General features: G+C 67.1%; 17 protein-coding genes. 11 read left to right on the forward strand and 6 right to left on the reverse strand.

The genetic code is table 11. From position 1 onward, the window contains the following. Nucleotides 1-92 precede the first annotated feature (92 nt). Together FB381_RS00875 and FB381_RS00880 are read left to right on the forward strand one after the other, a co-directional pair. Complete coding sequence (locus tag FB381_RS00875; protein ID WP_170225295.1) at nucleotides 93-431, forward strand: NINE protein; 339 nt, start codon at nucleotides 93-95, stop codon at nucleotides 429-431. Then, a complete protein-coding gene (locus FB381_RS00880; protein WP_141778541.1) occupies nucleotides 406-867 on the forward strand; it encodes a DUF2752 domain-containing protein in 462 nt (153 codons plus the stop codon). Before FB381_RS00875 ends, FB381_RS00880 begins: the two co-directional genes overlap by 26 nt. 20 nt (nucleotides 868-887) lie before the next feature. Here the strand turns inward: FB381_RS00880 and gnd are convergent, their stop codons facing one another. From gnd to dnaA, 3 genes are all read right to left on the reverse strand, one after another. Continuing rightward, nucleotides 888-1,778, reverse strand: a complete 891-nt coding sequence (gene gnd / locus FB381_RS00885) for a phosphogluconate dehydrogenase (NAD(+)-dependent, decarboxylating) (RefSeq protein ID WP_141778542.1) — start codon at nucleotides 1,776-1,778, stop codon at nucleotides 888-890. 93 nt (nucleotides 1,779-1,871) lie between these two features. Further along, nucleotides 1,872-3,011, reverse strand: coding sequence for a DNA polymerase III subunit beta (gene dnaN, locus FB381_RS00890; RefSeq protein ID WP_141778543.1), 1,140 nt, complete (start codon nucleotides 3,009-3,011; stop codon nucleotides 1,872-1,874). Between the two features lie 627 nt (nucleotides 3,012-3,638). After that, nucleotides 3,639-5,330: a chromosomal replication initiator protein DnaA gene (gene dnaA, locus FB381_RS00895; protein ID WP_246087901.1), complete on the reverse strand. Its 1,692-nt coding sequence runs from the start codon at nucleotides 5,328-5,330 to the stop codon at nucleotides 3,639-3,641. A gap of 594 nt (nucleotides 5,331-5,924) precedes the next feature. On the opposite strand from dnaA, the gene rpmH reads away from it, so the two are divergent. Genes rpmH through FB381_RS00920 form a run of 5 tightly spaced genes read left to right on the forward strand, consistent with a single transcriptional unit; the run spans nucleotide 5,925 to nucleotide 8,275 of the window. Further along, nucleotides 5,925-6,062: a 50S ribosomal protein L34 gene (gene rpmH, locus FB381_RS00900; protein WP_141778545.1), complete on the forward strand. Its 138-nt coding sequence runs from the start codon at nucleotides 5,925-5,927 to the stop codon at nucleotides 6,060-6,062. 25 nt (nucleotides 6,063-6,087) lie between these two features. Next, complete coding sequence (gene rnpA, locus FB381_RS00905) at nucleotides 6,088-6,438, forward strand: ribonuclease P protein component (RefSeq protein WP_141778546.1); 351 nt, start codon at nucleotides 6,088-6,090, stop codon at nucleotides 6,436-6,438. Between the two features lie 29 nt (nucleotides 6,439-6,467). After that, entirely contained in the window at nucleotides 6,468-6,761 is a 294-nt protein-coding gene (gene yidD, locus FB381_RS00910; RefSeq protein WP_211352526.1) for a membrane protein insertion efficiency factor YidD, read from the forward strand. Between the two features lie 3 nt (nucleotides 6,762-6,764). After that, a complete protein-coding gene (yidC, locus tag FB381_RS00915) occupies nucleotides 6,765-7,757 on the forward strand; it encodes a membrane protein insertase YidC (protein WP_141778548.1) in 993 nt (330 codons plus the stop codon). A gap of 23 nt (nucleotides 7,758-7,780) precedes the next feature. Continuing rightward, nucleotides 7,781-8,275 (forward strand): Jag family protein, encoded by a 495-nt coding sequence (locus FB381_RS00920; RefSeq protein WP_141778549.1) that lies wholly within the window; start codon nucleotides 7,781-7,783, stop codon nucleotides 8,273-8,275. Nucleotides 8,276-8,379: 104 nt separating this feature from the next. Here FB381_RS00920 and FB381_RS00925 read toward each other — a convergent pair whose 3' ends face one another. Next, a complete protein-coding gene (locus FB381_RS00925) occupies nucleotides 8,380-9,138 on the reverse strand; it encodes a L,D-transpeptidase family protein (protein WP_211352291.1) in 759 nt (252 codons plus the stop codon). Between the two features lie 296 nt (nucleotides 9,139-9,434). Here FB381_RS00925 and rsmG point away from each other — a divergent pair, with 296 nt between their 5' ends. The 3 genes from rsmG (at nucleotide 9,435) to FB381_RS00940 (ending at nucleotide 12,339) form a co-directional block, all read left to right on the forward strand. Next, nucleotides 9,435-10,163, forward strand: a complete 729-nt coding sequence (rsmG, locus tag FB381_RS00930; RefSeq protein ID WP_246087902.1) for a 16S rRNA (guanine(527)-N(7))-methyltransferase RsmG — start codon at nucleotides 9,435-9,437, stop codon at nucleotides 10,161-10,163. Nucleotides 10,164-10,252: 89 nt separating this feature from the next. Further along, nucleotides 10,253-11,245, forward strand: a complete 993-nt coding sequence (locus FB381_RS00935) for a ParA family protein (RefSeq protein ID WP_281285018.1) — start codon at nucleotides 10,253-10,255, stop codon at nucleotides 11,243-11,245. A 62-nt stretch (nucleotides 11,246-11,307) separates the two neighbouring features. After that, entirely contained in the window at nucleotides 11,308-12,339 is a 1,032-nt protein-coding gene (locus FB381_RS00940; RefSeq protein ID WP_141778550.1) for a ParB/RepB/Spo0J family partition protein, read from the forward strand. Nucleotides 12,340-12,543: 204 nt separating this feature from the next. Here the strand turns inward: FB381_RS00940 and FB381_RS00945 are convergent, their stop codons facing one another. After that, the gene (locus tag FB381_RS00945; RefSeq protein WP_141778551.1) at nucleotides 12,544-13,860 is read right to left on the reverse strand and encodes an aminotransferase-like domain-containing protein; all 1,317 of its coding nucleotides are present in this window, start codon (nucleotides 13,858-13,860) and stop codon (nucleotides 12,544-12,546) included. Nucleotides 13,861-13,927: 67 nt separating this feature from the next. Here FB381_RS00945 and FB381_RS00950 point away from each other — a divergent pair, with 67 nt between their 5' ends. Then, nucleotides 13,928-14,584: a GNAT family N-acetyltransferase gene (locus tag FB381_RS00950; RefSeq protein ID WP_141778552.1), complete on the forward strand. Its 657-nt coding sequence runs from the start codon at nucleotides 13,928-13,930 to the stop codon at nucleotides 14,582-14,584. A gap of 96 nt (nucleotides 14,585-14,680) precedes the next feature. On the opposite strand, the gene trxA is transcribed toward FB381_RS00950, so the two are convergent. Continuing rightward, nucleotides 14,681-15,010, reverse strand: a complete 330-nt coding sequence (gene trxA, locus FB381_RS00955; RefSeq protein WP_141778553.1) for a thioredoxin — start codon at nucleotides 15,008-15,010, stop codon at nucleotides 14,681-14,683. Between the last annotated feature and the right edge of the window lie 88 nt (nucleotides 15,011-15,098).

The raw sequence follows: 15,098 nt of genomic DNA on the forward strand, positions 1-15,098 counted from the left end.
GTTTCCGCATGACCCAGTCTCCCAACCCATACGGCCCGCCTCCAGGGCAACCCGCCAACGGAGCGCCGGGTGGGCCTTTCTATCTGTCCGTGATGGGTCAGGTCCACGGGCCCTACCCGGTGCAGCAGCTCGCCCAGATGGCGGCCGCGGGCCAGGTCAAGGCGGATACGCCGGCCAGCCTCGGCAACGACCAGCAGTGGTTTCCCGTGAAACAGGTGCCCGGCGTCTTCTCCAGCCGCGAGTGGCTCGTCGCTCTGCTGCTCTCGATCTTCCTCGGCTCGCTCGGCGTCGACCGGTTCTACGTCGGGCAGATCGGTCTCGGCGTGCTCAAGCTGATCACCTGCGGCGGCTTCGGTATCTGGTCGATCGTCGACATCATCCTCATCGCTGTGCGAAAGTTCCCGGATGTTGACGGACGCCCCCTCGCCTGAGTCGCACCGCGCCGGACTACGCGGGCGCCTCGCGGCGGTGACCTCCACCGAGGTCGTCGCCGCGCTCGGCCTGGGCGGGGTGGCGATCGCCGCTCTGCTGCCTGCCGGAGGCATCGAGGACGGTCCGGTCCTGTGCCCGTTCCGCGCGCTCACCGGGCTGCCGTGCCCCGGATGTGGACTGACCCGGTCGTGGGTCTACCTGATGCACGGCGACCTCGGCTCGTCGCTGGCGAGCAACTGGTTCGGACCGCTGCTGATCGCCGTGGTCTTCGTGCTCGCCGTGGTCGCCGGCCGCGCCCGGCTCGCCCGGAAGCGCCCGGCCGAGCTCGACAAGCTCGTCCGCAAACCGATCGTCCTCGGTCTCGTGGCGATCTTCATCGCCTACGGCGCGGTGCGGCTCGTGCTCACCGCGGCTGGAGTGATCCCCGCGATCTAGGCCCCGTGAGGCGGGTCGGATCAGGCCTCCGACTCGGAGATCACCGCGTGGCCGCCGAAGCCGTTGCGCATCGCCGCGATCGCCTTCATCGCGTGGTCGTCCTCCTGGCGCGACACGAAGCGCGCGAACAGGCTGGCCGAGATCGCCGGCATCGGCACGGCGTTCTCGATCGCCGCCTCGACGGTCCAGCGGCCCTCGCCCGAGTCGTCGGCGTAGCCCTTGATCTTCTCGAGGTGCTCGTCGGAGCGGAGCTGGTCGACGAGCAGGTCGAGAAGCCAGGAACGTACGACGGTGCCCGTGCGCCACGAGGCGAAGATCTCCGGAACGTTGTCGACGATGTCGACCTTGTCGAGGAGCTCCCAGCCCTCGGCGTAGGCCTGCATCATCGCGTACTCGATGCCGTTGTGGACCATCTTGGAGAAGTGGCCCGCCCCGGGAGTGGTGCCGCAGTGGACCAGGCCGTCTTCGGTGTTCTCCGGCTTGAGCGCCTCGAAGGCCGGCATCACCTTGGCGGCGTCCTCCTCGGAGCCGCCGTACATGAGGGCGTAGCCGTTCTGCAGGCCCCAGACGCCGCCGGAGACGCCGCAGTCGACGAAGCCGATCTTCTTCTCGGCCAGGCTCTCGGCGTTCTTCGCGTCGTCGGTGTACTTCGAGTTGCCGCCGTCGACGACCAGGTCGCCCTCGCTGAGCAGCTCCTTGAGCTCGGCGATGGTGGAACGGGTCGGGTCGCCGGCCGGCACCATCACCCAGACCACCTTGGGGCTGGGCAGCGCCTCGACGAGCTCGGCCAGGCTGGCCACGTCGGCGAGATCCTGGTTGCGGTCGTAACCGACGACGGTGTGACCGGCCTCCTGCAGCCGGGTGCGCATGTTGCCACCCATCTTGCCGAGACCGACGAGTCCGATGTGCATGCGAGGTTCCTATCCAGCGAAAGTCGTGGTCGAGCTTGTCGGGACCACACTACGAGCGACGGTGGTCTGGACAAGCTCGACCACCGTCGAATGTCAGGAGAGCAGGCGGCGCGGCATCAGGAGGTAGCGGAAGCCCGGGTCTTCGCCACCCTCGGCCGGCTTGCCGCTGATCACCACAGGCTTGGGCGCCTGGGTGAACGCGAGCTCGACGACCTGCTCGTCGATGGCCTGCAGACCGTCGAGGAGGAACTGCGGGTTGAACCCGGTGGTCAGCCCCTCGCCCTCCATGGTCGCCTCGATCGACTCGGAGGCCTGCGCCTCGTCGCCCGAACCGGCGTCGAGGGTGAGCACGCCGTCTTCGAAGACCATCTGCACCGCGGTGTTGCGCTCGGCGACCAGGGCGACACGCTTGACCGACTCGACCAGCGAGGCCTTGTCGACCAGCGCGGTGGTGAGGTGCTCGGCCGGGAACAGGCTGCGCACCTTCGGGAACTCGCCGTCGAGCAGGCGCGTCGTCGTGCGTCGTACGCCGCCGGCGGCCGCACCCTCGAAGCCGATGATGCCCTCGCCGGTGCCGGTGGTGGACAGCGCGAGGGTGACCTCGCTGCCGTTGGTCAGTGCCTTGGCGGTGTCGCCGAGAACCTTCGCCGGCACCAGCGCGGCCAGGGTCTCGTCGGGCGTCGCCGGGTTCCACTCGAGCTCGCGGTGGGAGAGCCGGAAGCGGTCGGTGGCGAGCAGCGAGATCGAGGAGCCCTCGATCTCGAGCCGCACACCGGTCAGCACCGGCAGCATGTCGTCGCGACCGGCGGCGGTCACGGCCTGGGAGACGGCGTGGGCGAACAGCTCGGACTTCACCGTGCCGGCCGCGGTCGGCATCTCCGGCAGGGTCGGGTAGTCCTCGACCGGCATCGTCTGCAGGCTGAAGCGTGCGCTCCCGCACGTGAGCGAGACGCGCGCACCGTCGGTGACCATCTCGACCGGCTTGGCCGGGAGGCTGCGGCAGATGTCAGCGAGCAGCTTGCCCGAGACCAGTGCCTTGCCCTCGTCGGCGACCTCGGCCGAGAGCGTCGCACGTGCGGACGTCTCGTAGTCGAAGGTCGAGAGCACGAGGCCCTCGTGTCCTGCCTCGATGAGGAGACCGGAGAGCACCGGGGTGCTGGGGCGGACCGGAAGGCTGCGGGCAGCCCAGGCGACGGCATCCGCGAACACGTCGCGGTCGACGCGGAACTTCACGATGACCTGTCCTTCTTCTAGCTCGACATCGGGCGTGTCAGGTCATCTGAGCCGGGGAAGGGAGACGTCACCGGATCCGGAACGCCCCCGCGCTGACATGACCTGGAGTACGCATCCTGCCACGGACCGCCGACAACCGGTTAGCGCTCAGCCGGGTTCGTGATGCTCGAGGGCGAAGCAGTGCCTGTGTAGAAACTCGGTGCATGTGTGGGTTGTCCCCAGGGTGGGGCGTTCGTGGAATTTCACGGATGATCCATGGACATTGAGAGTTCAGTACGTCGTAAGAGCATCTGTGGGAAATGTGGACGAACGGCGTCTTCGCAGGTCGTGCGCAGGAATGTGATTCCACAGGGGGTGTGGAGGCGATGCTGAAATGACGTACGTCACTGTGGGCTGTGGAGAGTTGTCGGCCCGTTCGAGTGTTTTGTGCACAGGCCATCCCCTTTTCCATCCCATTTGAACCCGGGGTTCTCCACAGGTTCCACCCAGGCTGTGGGCTGTGGATGACCGTGGGAAATCTCGTCCAGTGGGTTTTGGAAATCCCAAAACACGGACGCGACACGGGCCGGACACAGAGACGGCCGCCGACCCGGATGGGGTCGGCGGCCGTGTGGATGTGGTGCCGGGCTAGCTCTGGCGTGCCTGCATCTTGACGCGGTTGGTGAGCTCGGAGACCTGGTTGAAGACCGCCCGGCGCTCGGCGAGCAGCTGGTTGATCTTGCGCTCGGCGTACATGACGGTCGTGTGGTCGCGGCCGCCGAAGTGCTTGCCGATCTTGGGCAGGGAGTCCTCGGTGAGCTCACGACACAGATACATGGCGATCTGACGGGCCATCACCAGGTGACGCCCACGCGAGGGCCCGGTGAGCTCGTCGATCGAGAGCCCGAAGTAGGCAGCGGTCTGGGCGATGATCAGGCCGGCGGTGATCTCCGGCTCGCCGCCCTCGGGGATCAGGTCCTTGAGCACGATCTCGGCCAGGGTCAGGTCGACGTCCTGGCGGTTGAGGTTGGCGAAGGCGGTGACCCGGATCAGCGCGCCCTCGAGCTCACGGATGTTCGTCTGGATCTTCGAGGCGATGAACTCGAGCACGTCCGGCGGCGCGGTGAGCCGCTCCATCGCCGCCTTCTTACGGAGGATCGCGATGCGGGTCTCGATGTCGGGCGGCTGGACGTCGGTGATCAGACCCCACTCGAACCGGTTGCGCAGCCGGTCCTCCAGCGCCTCGAGCCGCTTGGGCGGACGGTCGGAGGTGAGCACGATCTGCTTGTTGGCGTTGTGGAGCGTGTTGAAGGTGTGGAAGAACTCCTCCTGCGTCTGAGTCTTCCCCTCCAGGAACTGGATGTCGTCGATCAGCAGCACGTCGACGTCGCGGTAGCGCCGCTTGAACCGGTCCTGCCGGTCGTCGCGGATCGCGTTGATGAACTCGTTGGTGAACTCCTCCGAGCTGACGTACCTCACCTTCGCCCCGGAGTAGAGGCTCCGTACGTAGTGACCGATCGCGTGCAGCAGGTGGGTCTTGCCCAGCCCGGACTCGCCGTAGACGAGCAGCGGGTTGTAGGCCTTGCCCGGCGCCTCGCTGACCGCGACGGCGGCCGCGTGGGGGAACCGGTTGGAGGACCCGATGACGAACGTCTCGAAGGTGTACTTCGGGTTGAGCCGGGTCTCGAGCACGTTGGGGCTCGGCTCGCTCGGCCGCGTCGGCGGCCCGGGCACGAGCTGACGGGCCGGTGCCGGCTCGTCGACAGGAGCCACCGGAGGCGGCTGAATTGTCGACATGTCGCCATAGCCGGGACCCATGTCCTCACGCGCCGTCGGTGCCATCGGCGTGAGCGGCGGAGGCGGCGGCGGGATGGGCGAGGCCTGCGGCGCGGCGTACGCCTCGGGGGCCTCGGTCTCCTCGGGGCCGGTCGCGGAGGGGACTCCGGGGATCAGGCCGGGCGAGGTGGTCGGGTAGGCCGTCTGGTTCGGGAAGCTCGGCTGCGGCGGATAGACCGACTGGTGCGGGAAGGGCGACTGCTGCTGCTCCCGAGCCGCCGCTGCGGCCGCGTCGGCGGCGGCGATCTCCCGCTCGGAGATCATGATCGCCTGTGTGTCGGGGTCGGGCGTGACCTCGATGTCGGGGTTGACGGTGACCGCGATCCGGATCTCGCCGGCGAAGATCTCGCCGAGCGACTTCTCCAGGGTGCCGCGAAGGCGGCCCTCGATCTGGTTGCGGATGAAGTCGTTGGGGACCTCGACGATCGCGGTCGACCCGTGCAGCGTCAGCGGCTCGCTGTCACGCAGCCAGGCCCGCTGGTTCGCCGGGAGGTCGGCGACCACCCTCGTCCACGCGGATTGGAGATCTGGCTGCGGTTCGGGTGCGAGACCGGAGTTCTCCACAGGTTCCTGCCTTCCCTGATGGGGCTCGGGTGGGTGTTCTGCATTGGCGCAGCGGTCTGGTCTACATCCTCCACAGACTTTTCCACAAGCTGTGGAGCATCCCCGAATCTAGGCATCCGGGACCAACCGAGACACGTCGTCGCTCACAAGAAACCGGCCGTTTCGGCAGGTCAGGCCGGACATTTCGATCCCAGCGCGGCATTCCCCCGAATGCGACCGATGGTCCTGACTAAGTGCAGGGAAACCTCGGTAGACTACGAAACTACCGGCAGGTGACGGTGGCGGGCAACCCGTCCTCCACAGGTGGCGGTCGAATCACACGCGTGTGGTAGGGCGCGAGTTTGACCGTGGTTTCGCCGTCCACGTACCGTTGCTAGGTCGCCCGATCTACGGGTGCCGCATGTCCACGCCTTGGTTGGTCGAGGCGCGGATGGGCGGTGCTTGTTGAAACCGTCCGCCCTGGAGTCACCGCTGGTGACCCCGTCCAGACCAGCCGGCAGAGCAACCGGCCACCACACAAATAAGGAAGCACCCGTGAGCAAGCGTACTTACCAGCCGAACAACCGCCGTCGTCACAAGACGCACGGTTTCCGTCTGCGCATGCGCACCCGCGCCGGCCGCGCCATCCTCGCGACGCGCCGTCGCAAGGGTCGCAAGAGCCTGACCGTCTGAGGCCGCGGCCTCAGCCACCACGCGCGTGCTGCCCCGTCGCCACCGACTGGTCGATTCGTCGGGCTTCAAAGAAGCAGTACGACGAGGCAAGCGCGCGGGCTCGAAGAGCCTGGTGGTCCATCTGTTCGTCCCTGGCGCCGGCGCTGCCGACCAGGTCGACGGACCGCAGGTGGGCTTCGTGGTGAGCAAGGCCGTCGGTCCGGCAGTGGTCCGGAATCGTGTGAAGCGCAGACTGCGTCACCAGGCCCGGGAGTCCCTGAGCGGACTCCCGGGCTCTGCTGTGCTTGTGGTCCGTGCGCTCCCCGCTTCGGCCGACGCCGGCTATGACGAGCTGGGCGCCGATCTGCGCAGCTGCCTGGAGCGAGTACTCCGATGAAGACGGTCATGGCTGGGCTCAGTGCCGCGATGACGTACGTCCTGGTCGGGCTTCTCCACGTGTGGCGCACTCTGATCAGCCCGCTCTACGGCGACGTGTGCCGCTACTACCCCTCGTGCTCGGAGTACGCGCTCGAGGCCGTCAGGTCTCACGGGCCCTGGCGTGGGAGCTGGCTGACCGCTCGCCGACTGGCGCGGTGCGTGCCGTGGGCCAAGACTCGAGGCTTCGACCCCGTACCACCCGTCGCGCCCGTCGGGACCCGACCTGAAAACCCTGAAGACCTCGTCCGCGTCAGTGCGGACCCCCCAAACCGAGGAGCCTGATCCGTGGGAGCCATAGGCGATCTGTTCGGATGGATCGCAACACCGCTTTATTACGCCATCTCCGGCGTCCTGCTCGTGTGGCAGAAGGCGTTCTCGTACGTCATTCCGTCCGAAGGCTGGCAGTGGGCACTGGCCATCGTCGGCCTGACCGTGACCATCCGTGCGCTGCTGATCCCGCTGTTCGTGAAGCAGATCAACTCCAGCCGCAACATGCAGCTGCTGCAGCCGAAGGTCAAGGAGCTGCAGAAGAAGTACGGTCACGACCGCGAGAAGCTCGCCAACGAGACCATGAAGCTCTACAAGGACTCGGGCACCAACCCGTTCGCGTCCTGCCTGCCGCTGCTGCTGCAGATGCCGATCTTCTTCGTGCTGTTCCGGATGCTCTCCCACGCCTCGAAGGGCGACGGCAAGGGCTTCCTGACCGATGCCGACGCCCACGAGTTCGCCAACTCGACCTGGCTGGGCTCGCTGCTGTCGGACCAGTTCACGACCGCTGACCACGTCTCGACCCAGATCCTCACCGGGTTCCTGGTGGTCGCGATGATCGCCACGACGTTCCTCACCCAGCGTCAGCTGATGTCGAAGAACATGCCGGCGGACGCCATGACCGGCCAGTACGCCCAGCAGCAGAAGCTGCTCCTGTACGTGCTGCCGGTCGTGTTCGCCATCGGTGGTATCGCCTTCCCGGTCGGAACGATCCTCTACTGGACCTCCTCCAACCTGTGGACCATGGGCCAGCAGTTCTACGTGATCCGTAACAACCCGGCCCCGGGCACGCCCGCCTTCGACGCGAAGAAGGAGCGTGAGAAGGCCAAGCGCCAGAAGAAGGGTCTTCCCGAGGAAGACGCCGACGCTGTCGTCGAGACGAAGGCGGTCGCCGCCGACAAGCGGCCCGCGCAGCGGCAGCAGCCCAAGAACCAGAGCAAGAGCCAGCGGAAGAAGGCCGGCAGCAGCGCCGGTCGCTCCACGACCCAGAAGAACGGGGGAACCAAGTGACGACGCAGGATGTGAGCGGCACCGTGACGGAGCCTGCGGAGGGTGTCAGCGAAGACGCACGCCTCAAGCAGCTCGAGCAGGAGGGTGACATCGCGGCGGACTACCTCGAGGAGCTCCTCGACATCGCCGACCTCGACGGTGACCTCGACATGGACGTCGAGGGCGACCGTGCCGCCGTCTCCATCGTCGGTGGCGACCTGCAGCAGCTGGTCGGCCGCCACGGAGAGGTGCTCGACGCGCTCCAGGAGCTGACCCGGCTCGCGGTCTACCGCGAGACCGGTGAGCGGTCCCGGATGATGCTCGACGTCGGTGGCTACCGCGCCGACCGTCGCAACACCCTGATGGCTCTCGCCGACGAGACGGTCGCGAAGGTCAAGGAGTCCGGTGCGCCGGTCTCCCTCAAGCCGATGTCGCCCTTCGAGCGGAAGGTCGTCCACGACGCCGTCGCCGAGGCCGGGCTCACCTCCGAGTCGTCGGGCGTCGAGCCGCGTCGCTACGTGGTCGTGCTGCCCGAGTGACATCGCGTCGCTGAACGAAAGAGCCCCTCGTGCCGTCCGGCACGAGGGGCTCTTTCTGTCTGCGATGTTTCTATCTGCGGTGTTTCACGTGGAACGGGCGGTGCCTACGAGCGGTAGACGACCACGCGGTCGTTGATGCGGATCTGGTCGAAGACCCAGCGGATCGACGACTTGTTGCGTACGTTGACGCAGCCGTGGGAGCAGCCGTTGTAGCCGCGGGCGGCGAAGTCGGAGGAGTAGTGCACGGCCTGACCGCCCGAGAAGAACATCGCATAGGGCATCGGCGTGTGGTAGATCGACGAGACGTGGTTGCGGCTCTTCCGGTAGACCTTGAACGTGCCCTGACGGGACTTGTTGTTCGAGCAGCCGAAGCGAGCATCGATCGAGCGGACGATGTGCCCCTTGCGTACGTAGCGCATCCGACGGTCGGTCTTGTCGACGCAGAGCACGCGACCGCTGGTGACGCAGTTGCGGTGGAGGTTGTAGAGCTTCGCGTCGGTCGGGGTGTGGGTCATCGACCGGAGACGGTCGAGGGTGCGCTGGTTGACCTTCCCGGTGACGGCGAGGTGCTGGTTGCGCTGGAAGATCTTGACGGCACCTGCGGTCTTCGAACCGTAGTTTCCGGTGACGCGACCGCCGTAGATGCGGCGCTCCTTGAGGCGGGCCTGTACGCGGCGTACGCCGATGCCCGAGGAGCCCTGCTTGTAGAGAGCCTTGTAGGCCGTGTGCAGGCCGGTCTTGCCGACGGAGGTCGACGTGGTGGTTGCCTGGGCGCTGCTCGGTGCGAGCATGCTGCCGAGGGAGAGGCCCAGGGCGAGGATGGCGGTGAGCAGCATCGCTACCGGGGTTCTACGGACGTTCACTTCAGCTCCGTGGTGTCTGGGATGGTGGCCCGTTCGATCGGGCCGTCGGCACCGCACCCGAGTGCGACTTCTACGACTGAGACGTTTGGGCAGCCTCGGTGGTTGCATCAGGATCGAGGCTGCCTGCGGACTGTAACGCAGCGGTCCGTGCTGGCGGACCGAACCTCTCAGTTTCACGTGAAACAGGTCATCGAGCCGGTGGTGTCGCCGGCGGGATCCGAGCCGGTGGTCTCGCCGGGGCTGATAGTCGCGGGACGGAGTTCCGAGATCTGCGTTTCACGTGAAACAGTTTGGGGGTGAGCGAGGGACGTGAGGACGTGGGCGGAGTCGACGAACGGGCCGCGAAGTTGTTTCCGGCGGAGCGGCTGGACCTCGCCGAGCGGTACGCCGCCTGGTTGGCCGACGCCGGCGTGGTGCGTGGCCTGATCGGTCCGCGTGAGGTGCCTCGTCTCTGGGATCGGCACATCCTCAACTGCGCGGTGCTGGGGGAGGTGATCCCCGAAGGGGTCTCGGTGGCGGACATCGGGTCGGGTGCCGGACTCCCGGGGCTGGTGCTGGCGATCGCTCGCCCCGACCTGAACATCACCCTGATCGAGCCGCTGCTGCGGCGTACGACATTCCTCGAAGAGGTCGCCGAGGATCTCGGGCTGAGCAACGTCACGGTGCTGCGGGGGAGGGCAGACGCCTTCCATGGAGAGCTCGGCTTCGACGCCGTGACCTCACGGGCGGTCGCCGGCCTGGGCAAGCTGCTCGACTGGTCGATGCCGCTGGTGTCCCCGAAGGGCGCGCTCGTCGCGATGAAGGGCTCGAGCATCGAGGCGGAGATCGAGGAGGCCCGGGCGGACCTCGAGAGGTGGGGATGTGCCCCGCCGACCGTCTCAGAGCTCGGTGTAGACGTTTTGGAGACAACAACTGTCGCGGTTCGGGTGGTTTGGTCCGATCCTGCACGGGTAGATTGGCCGCCGGTCCCGAAGGGCGCCCGTCAGGGCTCCAAGAGTGGGTCCCGAAAGAAGAAGCGCCGCTGACGGTGGTCGGGATGGTCGAGACCACGGAAGTGTTGGCATATCGCGGTGGTCTCGACATGCTCGGCCGCCAGCAACGGAGGATGAGGGAAATGCCGTACGACGACGAGGGTGCGCAGAGCGCCGTTTCACGTGAAACCGACGAGCCGGTAGCGATCAGTCTTCGTACGGCCGGTGACATCGCATCGTACGAGAACGACTTCACGGCGGAGACGACGCCGCTGGCCGCCGCCGCGGAGCACACGCTCCTCGCGCGGGGTGCCGCCAGCAACCGGCCGCCGCTGCCTCGCCCGGCCAGCACCCGGGTGATCGTGTCGGCCAACCAGAAGGGTGGCGTCGGCAAGACCACCTCGACGGTGAACATGGCGGCCGCCCTGGCCCAGCTCGGCCAGAAGGTGCTGGTCATCGACCTCGACCCGCAGGGCAACGCCTGCACCGCGTTCGACGTCGACCACTTCCAAGGCACGCCGGGCACCTACGAGGTGCTGGTCGAAGGCGCATCGATCGACGACGTCATCGTGCCCGTGCCGAACCTCGAGGGTCTCCACCTGGTGCCCGCGACGATCGACCTCGCCGGCGCCGAGGTCGAGCTCGTCGAGGAGGAGGGTCGGGAGCAGCGTCTGAAGACGGCTCTGGCGAACTCCCCTCGCGTCGGTGACGCCGAGGACCGGTGGGACTACGTGCTCATCGACTGCCCGCCGTCGCTGGGCTTGCTCACGGTTAACGCGCTCGTCGCGAGCACCGAGGTGATGATCCCGATCCAGGCGGAGTACTACGCGCTCGAGGGTCTCGGGCAGCTCCTGCGCACGGTCGAGATGGTGCGTGCCTCGCTGAACACGACGCTGCGGGTCTCCTCGATGCTGATCACGATGTACGACGCCCGCACCCGCCTCGCGTCCCAGGTCGCCGAGGAGGTGCGCGAGCACTTCGGTGACACGGTCATGCGCACCTTCATCCCGCGCGCTGTACGCGTCTCGGAGGCGCCGTCGTTCGGTCAGACGGTGATGACGTACGACCCCGGCTCGCCGGGTGCGCTGAGCTATCTCGAGGCGGCCAAGGAGCTCGCCAAGCAGGGCCAGCACTGACCCTTCGCCTGATCGACGATCATGACTTTTGCGATGAATCTGAACACCTGGGGGACTGGAAGATGAGCAAGCAGGCGCCGAAACGCGGCCTTGGACGAGGTCTGGGATCGCTGATCCCGACGGCTCCGGCCAATGCTGGAGGTGAGTCCGGCGAGGCGATTGCTGTCCACTCGGAGGTCCGCCATTCGGACCTTTCCACTGGAGACACTTCTGGGCCTTCCGTGGACCCCGGGTCCACTGGCTCGACGGAAGGCCCCCAGATCGAGAATTCGGATCTGGCGCCCGTCGACGGGGCATATTTCGCCGAGCTGCCGGTCAAGCAGATCCATCCCAACCATGTGCAGCCTCGTCAGGTCTTCGACGAGGAAGCGATGGCCGAGCTGGTCCATTCGATCAGCGAGATCGGGCTCCTGCAGCCCATCGTGGTCCGAAAAGTCGCGACGGAGTCCTACGAGCTGGTCATGGGCGAGCGCCGTTGGCGCGCGACCCAGAAAGCCGGCCTCGACGTCATCCCGGCGATCATCCGCGAGACCGACGACACCGACATGCTCCGCGATGCGCTCCTGGAAAACCTGCATCGCTCCGAGCTCAACCCGCTTGAAGAGGCCGCCGCCTACCAGCAGCTGCTCAACGACTTCGAGTGCACGCACGACGAGCTCGCCCAGCGGATCGGTCGGTCCCGTCCGCAGATCTCCAACACGATCCGGTTGCTGAAGCTTTCGCCGTCGGTGCAGCGCAGGGTCGCCGCCGGAGTTCTCTCAGCGGGCCATGCTCGCGCTCTGCTCGCGGTCGAGGGAGAGGCTCAGCAGGACAAGCTCGCCCAGAAGGTCGTGGCCGAAGGCATCTCGGTGCGCGGCCTCGAGGAGATCGTCGCTCTGGGCGATCCCGACGGCGACGCGTTCGCCACGCCGCGAGTGACCCGGGCCAAGCCGAACGCTCCCGGGCTGAAGGAGATCTCCGACCGGCTCTCGGACCGTTTCGACACTCGCGTCAAGGTCGACCTCGGGCGGTCGAAGGGAAAGATCACCGTCGAGTTCGCGACCCTCGACGACCTGCGGCGCATCGTCGACCTGATGAACCCGAGCGACGACTAGTTGATCTAGCGGCTAAGCGATAAAGCGCTTTGTCGACAAATAGCTCAGCGACGTTCGAAAACGGGCTCAGATCGCTTCTCTCAGAGGCGATCTGTGCCCGTTTCGGCATGCAGCTGTCGTGATCCGGACGCCAGGAATCGCCGGAGAATGGCGCTCACAGAAGCGCTGGGAGCGATGGCGGCTCCCCGGTTGCGGCCGGAGAGGCTACTGAGTGTTCGTGGAGGGGTGCTCTGCGCCGCGGATGGGGAGTCCGGGGATCGGGCCGGTGGCTCCGAACGTCTCCAGAAGCTCCATCTCGGCCTCGATGACACCGGCGAGGCGGCGTACGCCTTCTCGGATGCGCTCCGGGGTGGGATAGCAGTAGGAGATACGCATCGAGGAGGCGCCGAAGCCGTCGGCGAAGAAGCCGGTGCCGGGCACGAACGCGACACGGGCGGTGACGGCACGAGGGAGCATCGCCTTGGAGTCGATGCCACCGGGGAGGGTCAGCCAGACGAAGAATCCGCCGTCGGGCTTGGTCCAGGTGCAGGCGGCCGGCATGTAGGCCTCGAGCGCGTCGAGCATCGCGTCGCGACGCTCGCGATACATCTCCCGCATCTCCTTGATCTGGCCCTGCCAGTCGTGGTTGGTCAGGTAGGCCGAGACGGCCATCTGGTTGAACGGCGGCGGGCAGAGCGTGGCCGACTCCTGCGCGAGCACGAGCTTCTCGCGGATCGCGGAGGGGGCCAGGGCCCAGCCGACACGCAGGCCGGGGGAGAACGTCTTGGAGAACGAGCCGAGGTAGATGACACCCGGGTCCTGAGCACGCATCGCGGGGCGCGGCTCGTCGTCGAAGCCGAGCAGGCCGTAGGGGTTGTCCTCCAGCACCAGGATGTCGTGGCGACGACAGATCTCGAGGATCTCGGTGCGGCGCTCGGCGCTCATGGTGACGCCGGTGGGGTTCTGGAAGTTGGGGATCGTGTAGAGGAACTTCGCCTTGCGACCCGAGGCCTTGGTGGCGACGATCGCCTGCTCGAGCGCGTCGGGGATGAGCCCGTCGGCGTCGACCTCGGCATGCACGACGTCGCACTGGTAGCCCTTGAAGACACCGAGAGCCCCGACGTACGAAGGAGCCTCACAGATCACGACGTCACCCGGGTCGCAGAAGACCCGGGTGACCAGGTCGACGGCCTGCTGTGAACCGACGGTGACCACGACGTCGTCGGGGTGGGCCTCGATGCCCTCCAGGCGCATGACCTCGCAGATCTGCTCCCGCAGCGCCGAGTCGCCCTGGCCGCCGCCGTACTGCAGCGCGGTCGCGCCCTTGTTGAGGATCAGCTCGCCGATCGAGTCGCCGACCACGTCCAGCGGCAGGCTGGAGATGTTGGGCATCCCGCCGGCGAGCGATACGACCTCCGGGCGGGCGGCCACGGCGAACAGGGCCCGCACCTCCGAGACCGTCATGCCTGCCGTGCGCGCGGCATAGCGGTCCGCGTACGGGTCGAGGCGGGATGATGTTGCGCGCTGGGGAAGATCAGTCATGGTGTCACCATCATGAAGGATCGCATACGCTGGTGACAGAGTCTCAACCGAGGATCAGAGGTGAGACGTGGCACGCCGCATCCTCCCGCTGACGCTGGATCTCTTCGCCGAGATCCCGGCGCCCTGCCGTGCCTGCCTGTTCTGGGAGCGCGACCCGGTCGGCCATCGTCGTGTCGACTCCTCGGATGCCGTCGGGGTCAAGGAGGCCTGGATCTCCGAGGTGCTCCGGGAGTGGGGATCGTGCGGACGCGTGGCCGTGATCGACGGCGACCCGGTCGGGTTCGTGCTCTACGCACCGCCGGTCTTCGTGCCGCGGGTGGCGTCCTTCCCCTCGGGCCCGGTCTCCGGCGATGCGGTGCTGATGACGACGGTGTGGATCGACCCGCGCCGGGCCGGCGGTGGCATCGGGCGGATGCTGGTGCAGGGGGTGGCCCGTGACCTGGTGCAACGCGGTCAGTTCAGGGCCATCGAGGCGTTCGGTGACGTCGGGCCGCTGAGCGGCATCCACGGCCGGCGATGCGCGGCCCCTGTCGACTTCCTGAGCCGTGTCGGCTTCAAGACGTTCCGGGAGCACCCCACCGTGCCGCGGATGCGGATGGATCTCAAGCAGACGGTCACCTGGATCGACGACTTCGAGCAGGCCTGGGAGCGACTGCGGGAGGTCGTACGCCCTCGCAGCCATCCGTCACCGGCCTCCACCGAGCTGCATCGCGATGCCGAGTGATGTTTCCCGTGAAACCTCTGCTCGGTGGATGACGCGCTCGAAATGACACCTGCCCGCCACCCCAGAGGGTGGCGGGCAGGTGGGTGACAGCGGGTGTCAGCCGATGAACTCCTGCAGCTCCTTGAGGAGCGCGGCCTTCGGCTTGGCGCCGACGATCGACTTCACGACCTCGCCGCCCTGGTAGACGTTGATGGTCGGGATGCCGGTCACGCGGTAGCTGGAGGGGGTGACCGGGTTCTCGTCGACGTTCATCTTGGTGAAGGTGACCTTGTCACCGTGCTCACCGGCGAGCTCCTCGAGGATCGGGGAGACCTGGCGGCACGGGCCGCACCACTCGGCCCAGAAGTCGACCAGCACGGGCTTGTCGGACTTGAGGACGGTCGAGTCGAACTCGGCGTCGGTCACGGCGGAGATGTTGTCAGCCACGATGGGTTCCTTCTCAGTAGGGACGGTTTGGGGAGGTCTGTGGTCAGAACGCCGGGGTCGTGTCGGGCATTCCCGGCGCCACGGTGGT

This window comes from Nocardioides albertanoniae, from assembly GCF_006716315.1.
GTDB classification, from domain to species: Bacteria; Actinomycetota; Actinomycetes; order Propionibacteriales; family Nocardioidaceae; genus Nocardioides; species Nocardioides albertanoniae.

Bases quoted from the DNA above. Each gene is read 5' to 3' on its own strand.
- gnd (WP_141778542.1), bottom strand. From the start codon at position 1,778: ATGCACATCGGACTCGTCGGTCTCGGCAAGATGGGTGGCAACATGCGC.
- FB381_RS00875 (WP_170225295.1), top strand. From the start codon at position 93: ATGGGTCAGGTCCACGGGCCCTACCCGGTGCAGCAGCTCGCCCAGATG.
- FB381_RS00945 (WP_141778551.1), bottom strand. From the start codon at position 13,860: ATGACTGATCTTCCCCAGCGCGCAACATCATCCCGCCTCGACCCGTAC.
- FB381_RS00940 (WP_141778550.1), top strand. From the start codon at position 11,308: ATGAGCAAGCAGGCGCCGAAACGCGGCCTTGGACGAGGTCTGGGATCG.
- FB381_RS00880 (WP_141778541.1), top strand. From the start codon at position 406: ATGTTGACGGACGCCCCCTCGCCTGAGTCGCACCGCGCCGGACTACGC.
- FB381_RS00935 (WP_281285018.1), top strand. From the start codon at position 10,253: ATGCCGTACGACGACGAGGGTGCGCAGAGCGCCGTTTCACGTGAAACC.
- yidD (WP_211352526.1), top strand. From the start codon at position 6,468: ATGACGTACGTCCTGGTCGGGCTTCTCCACGTGTGGCGCACTCTGATC.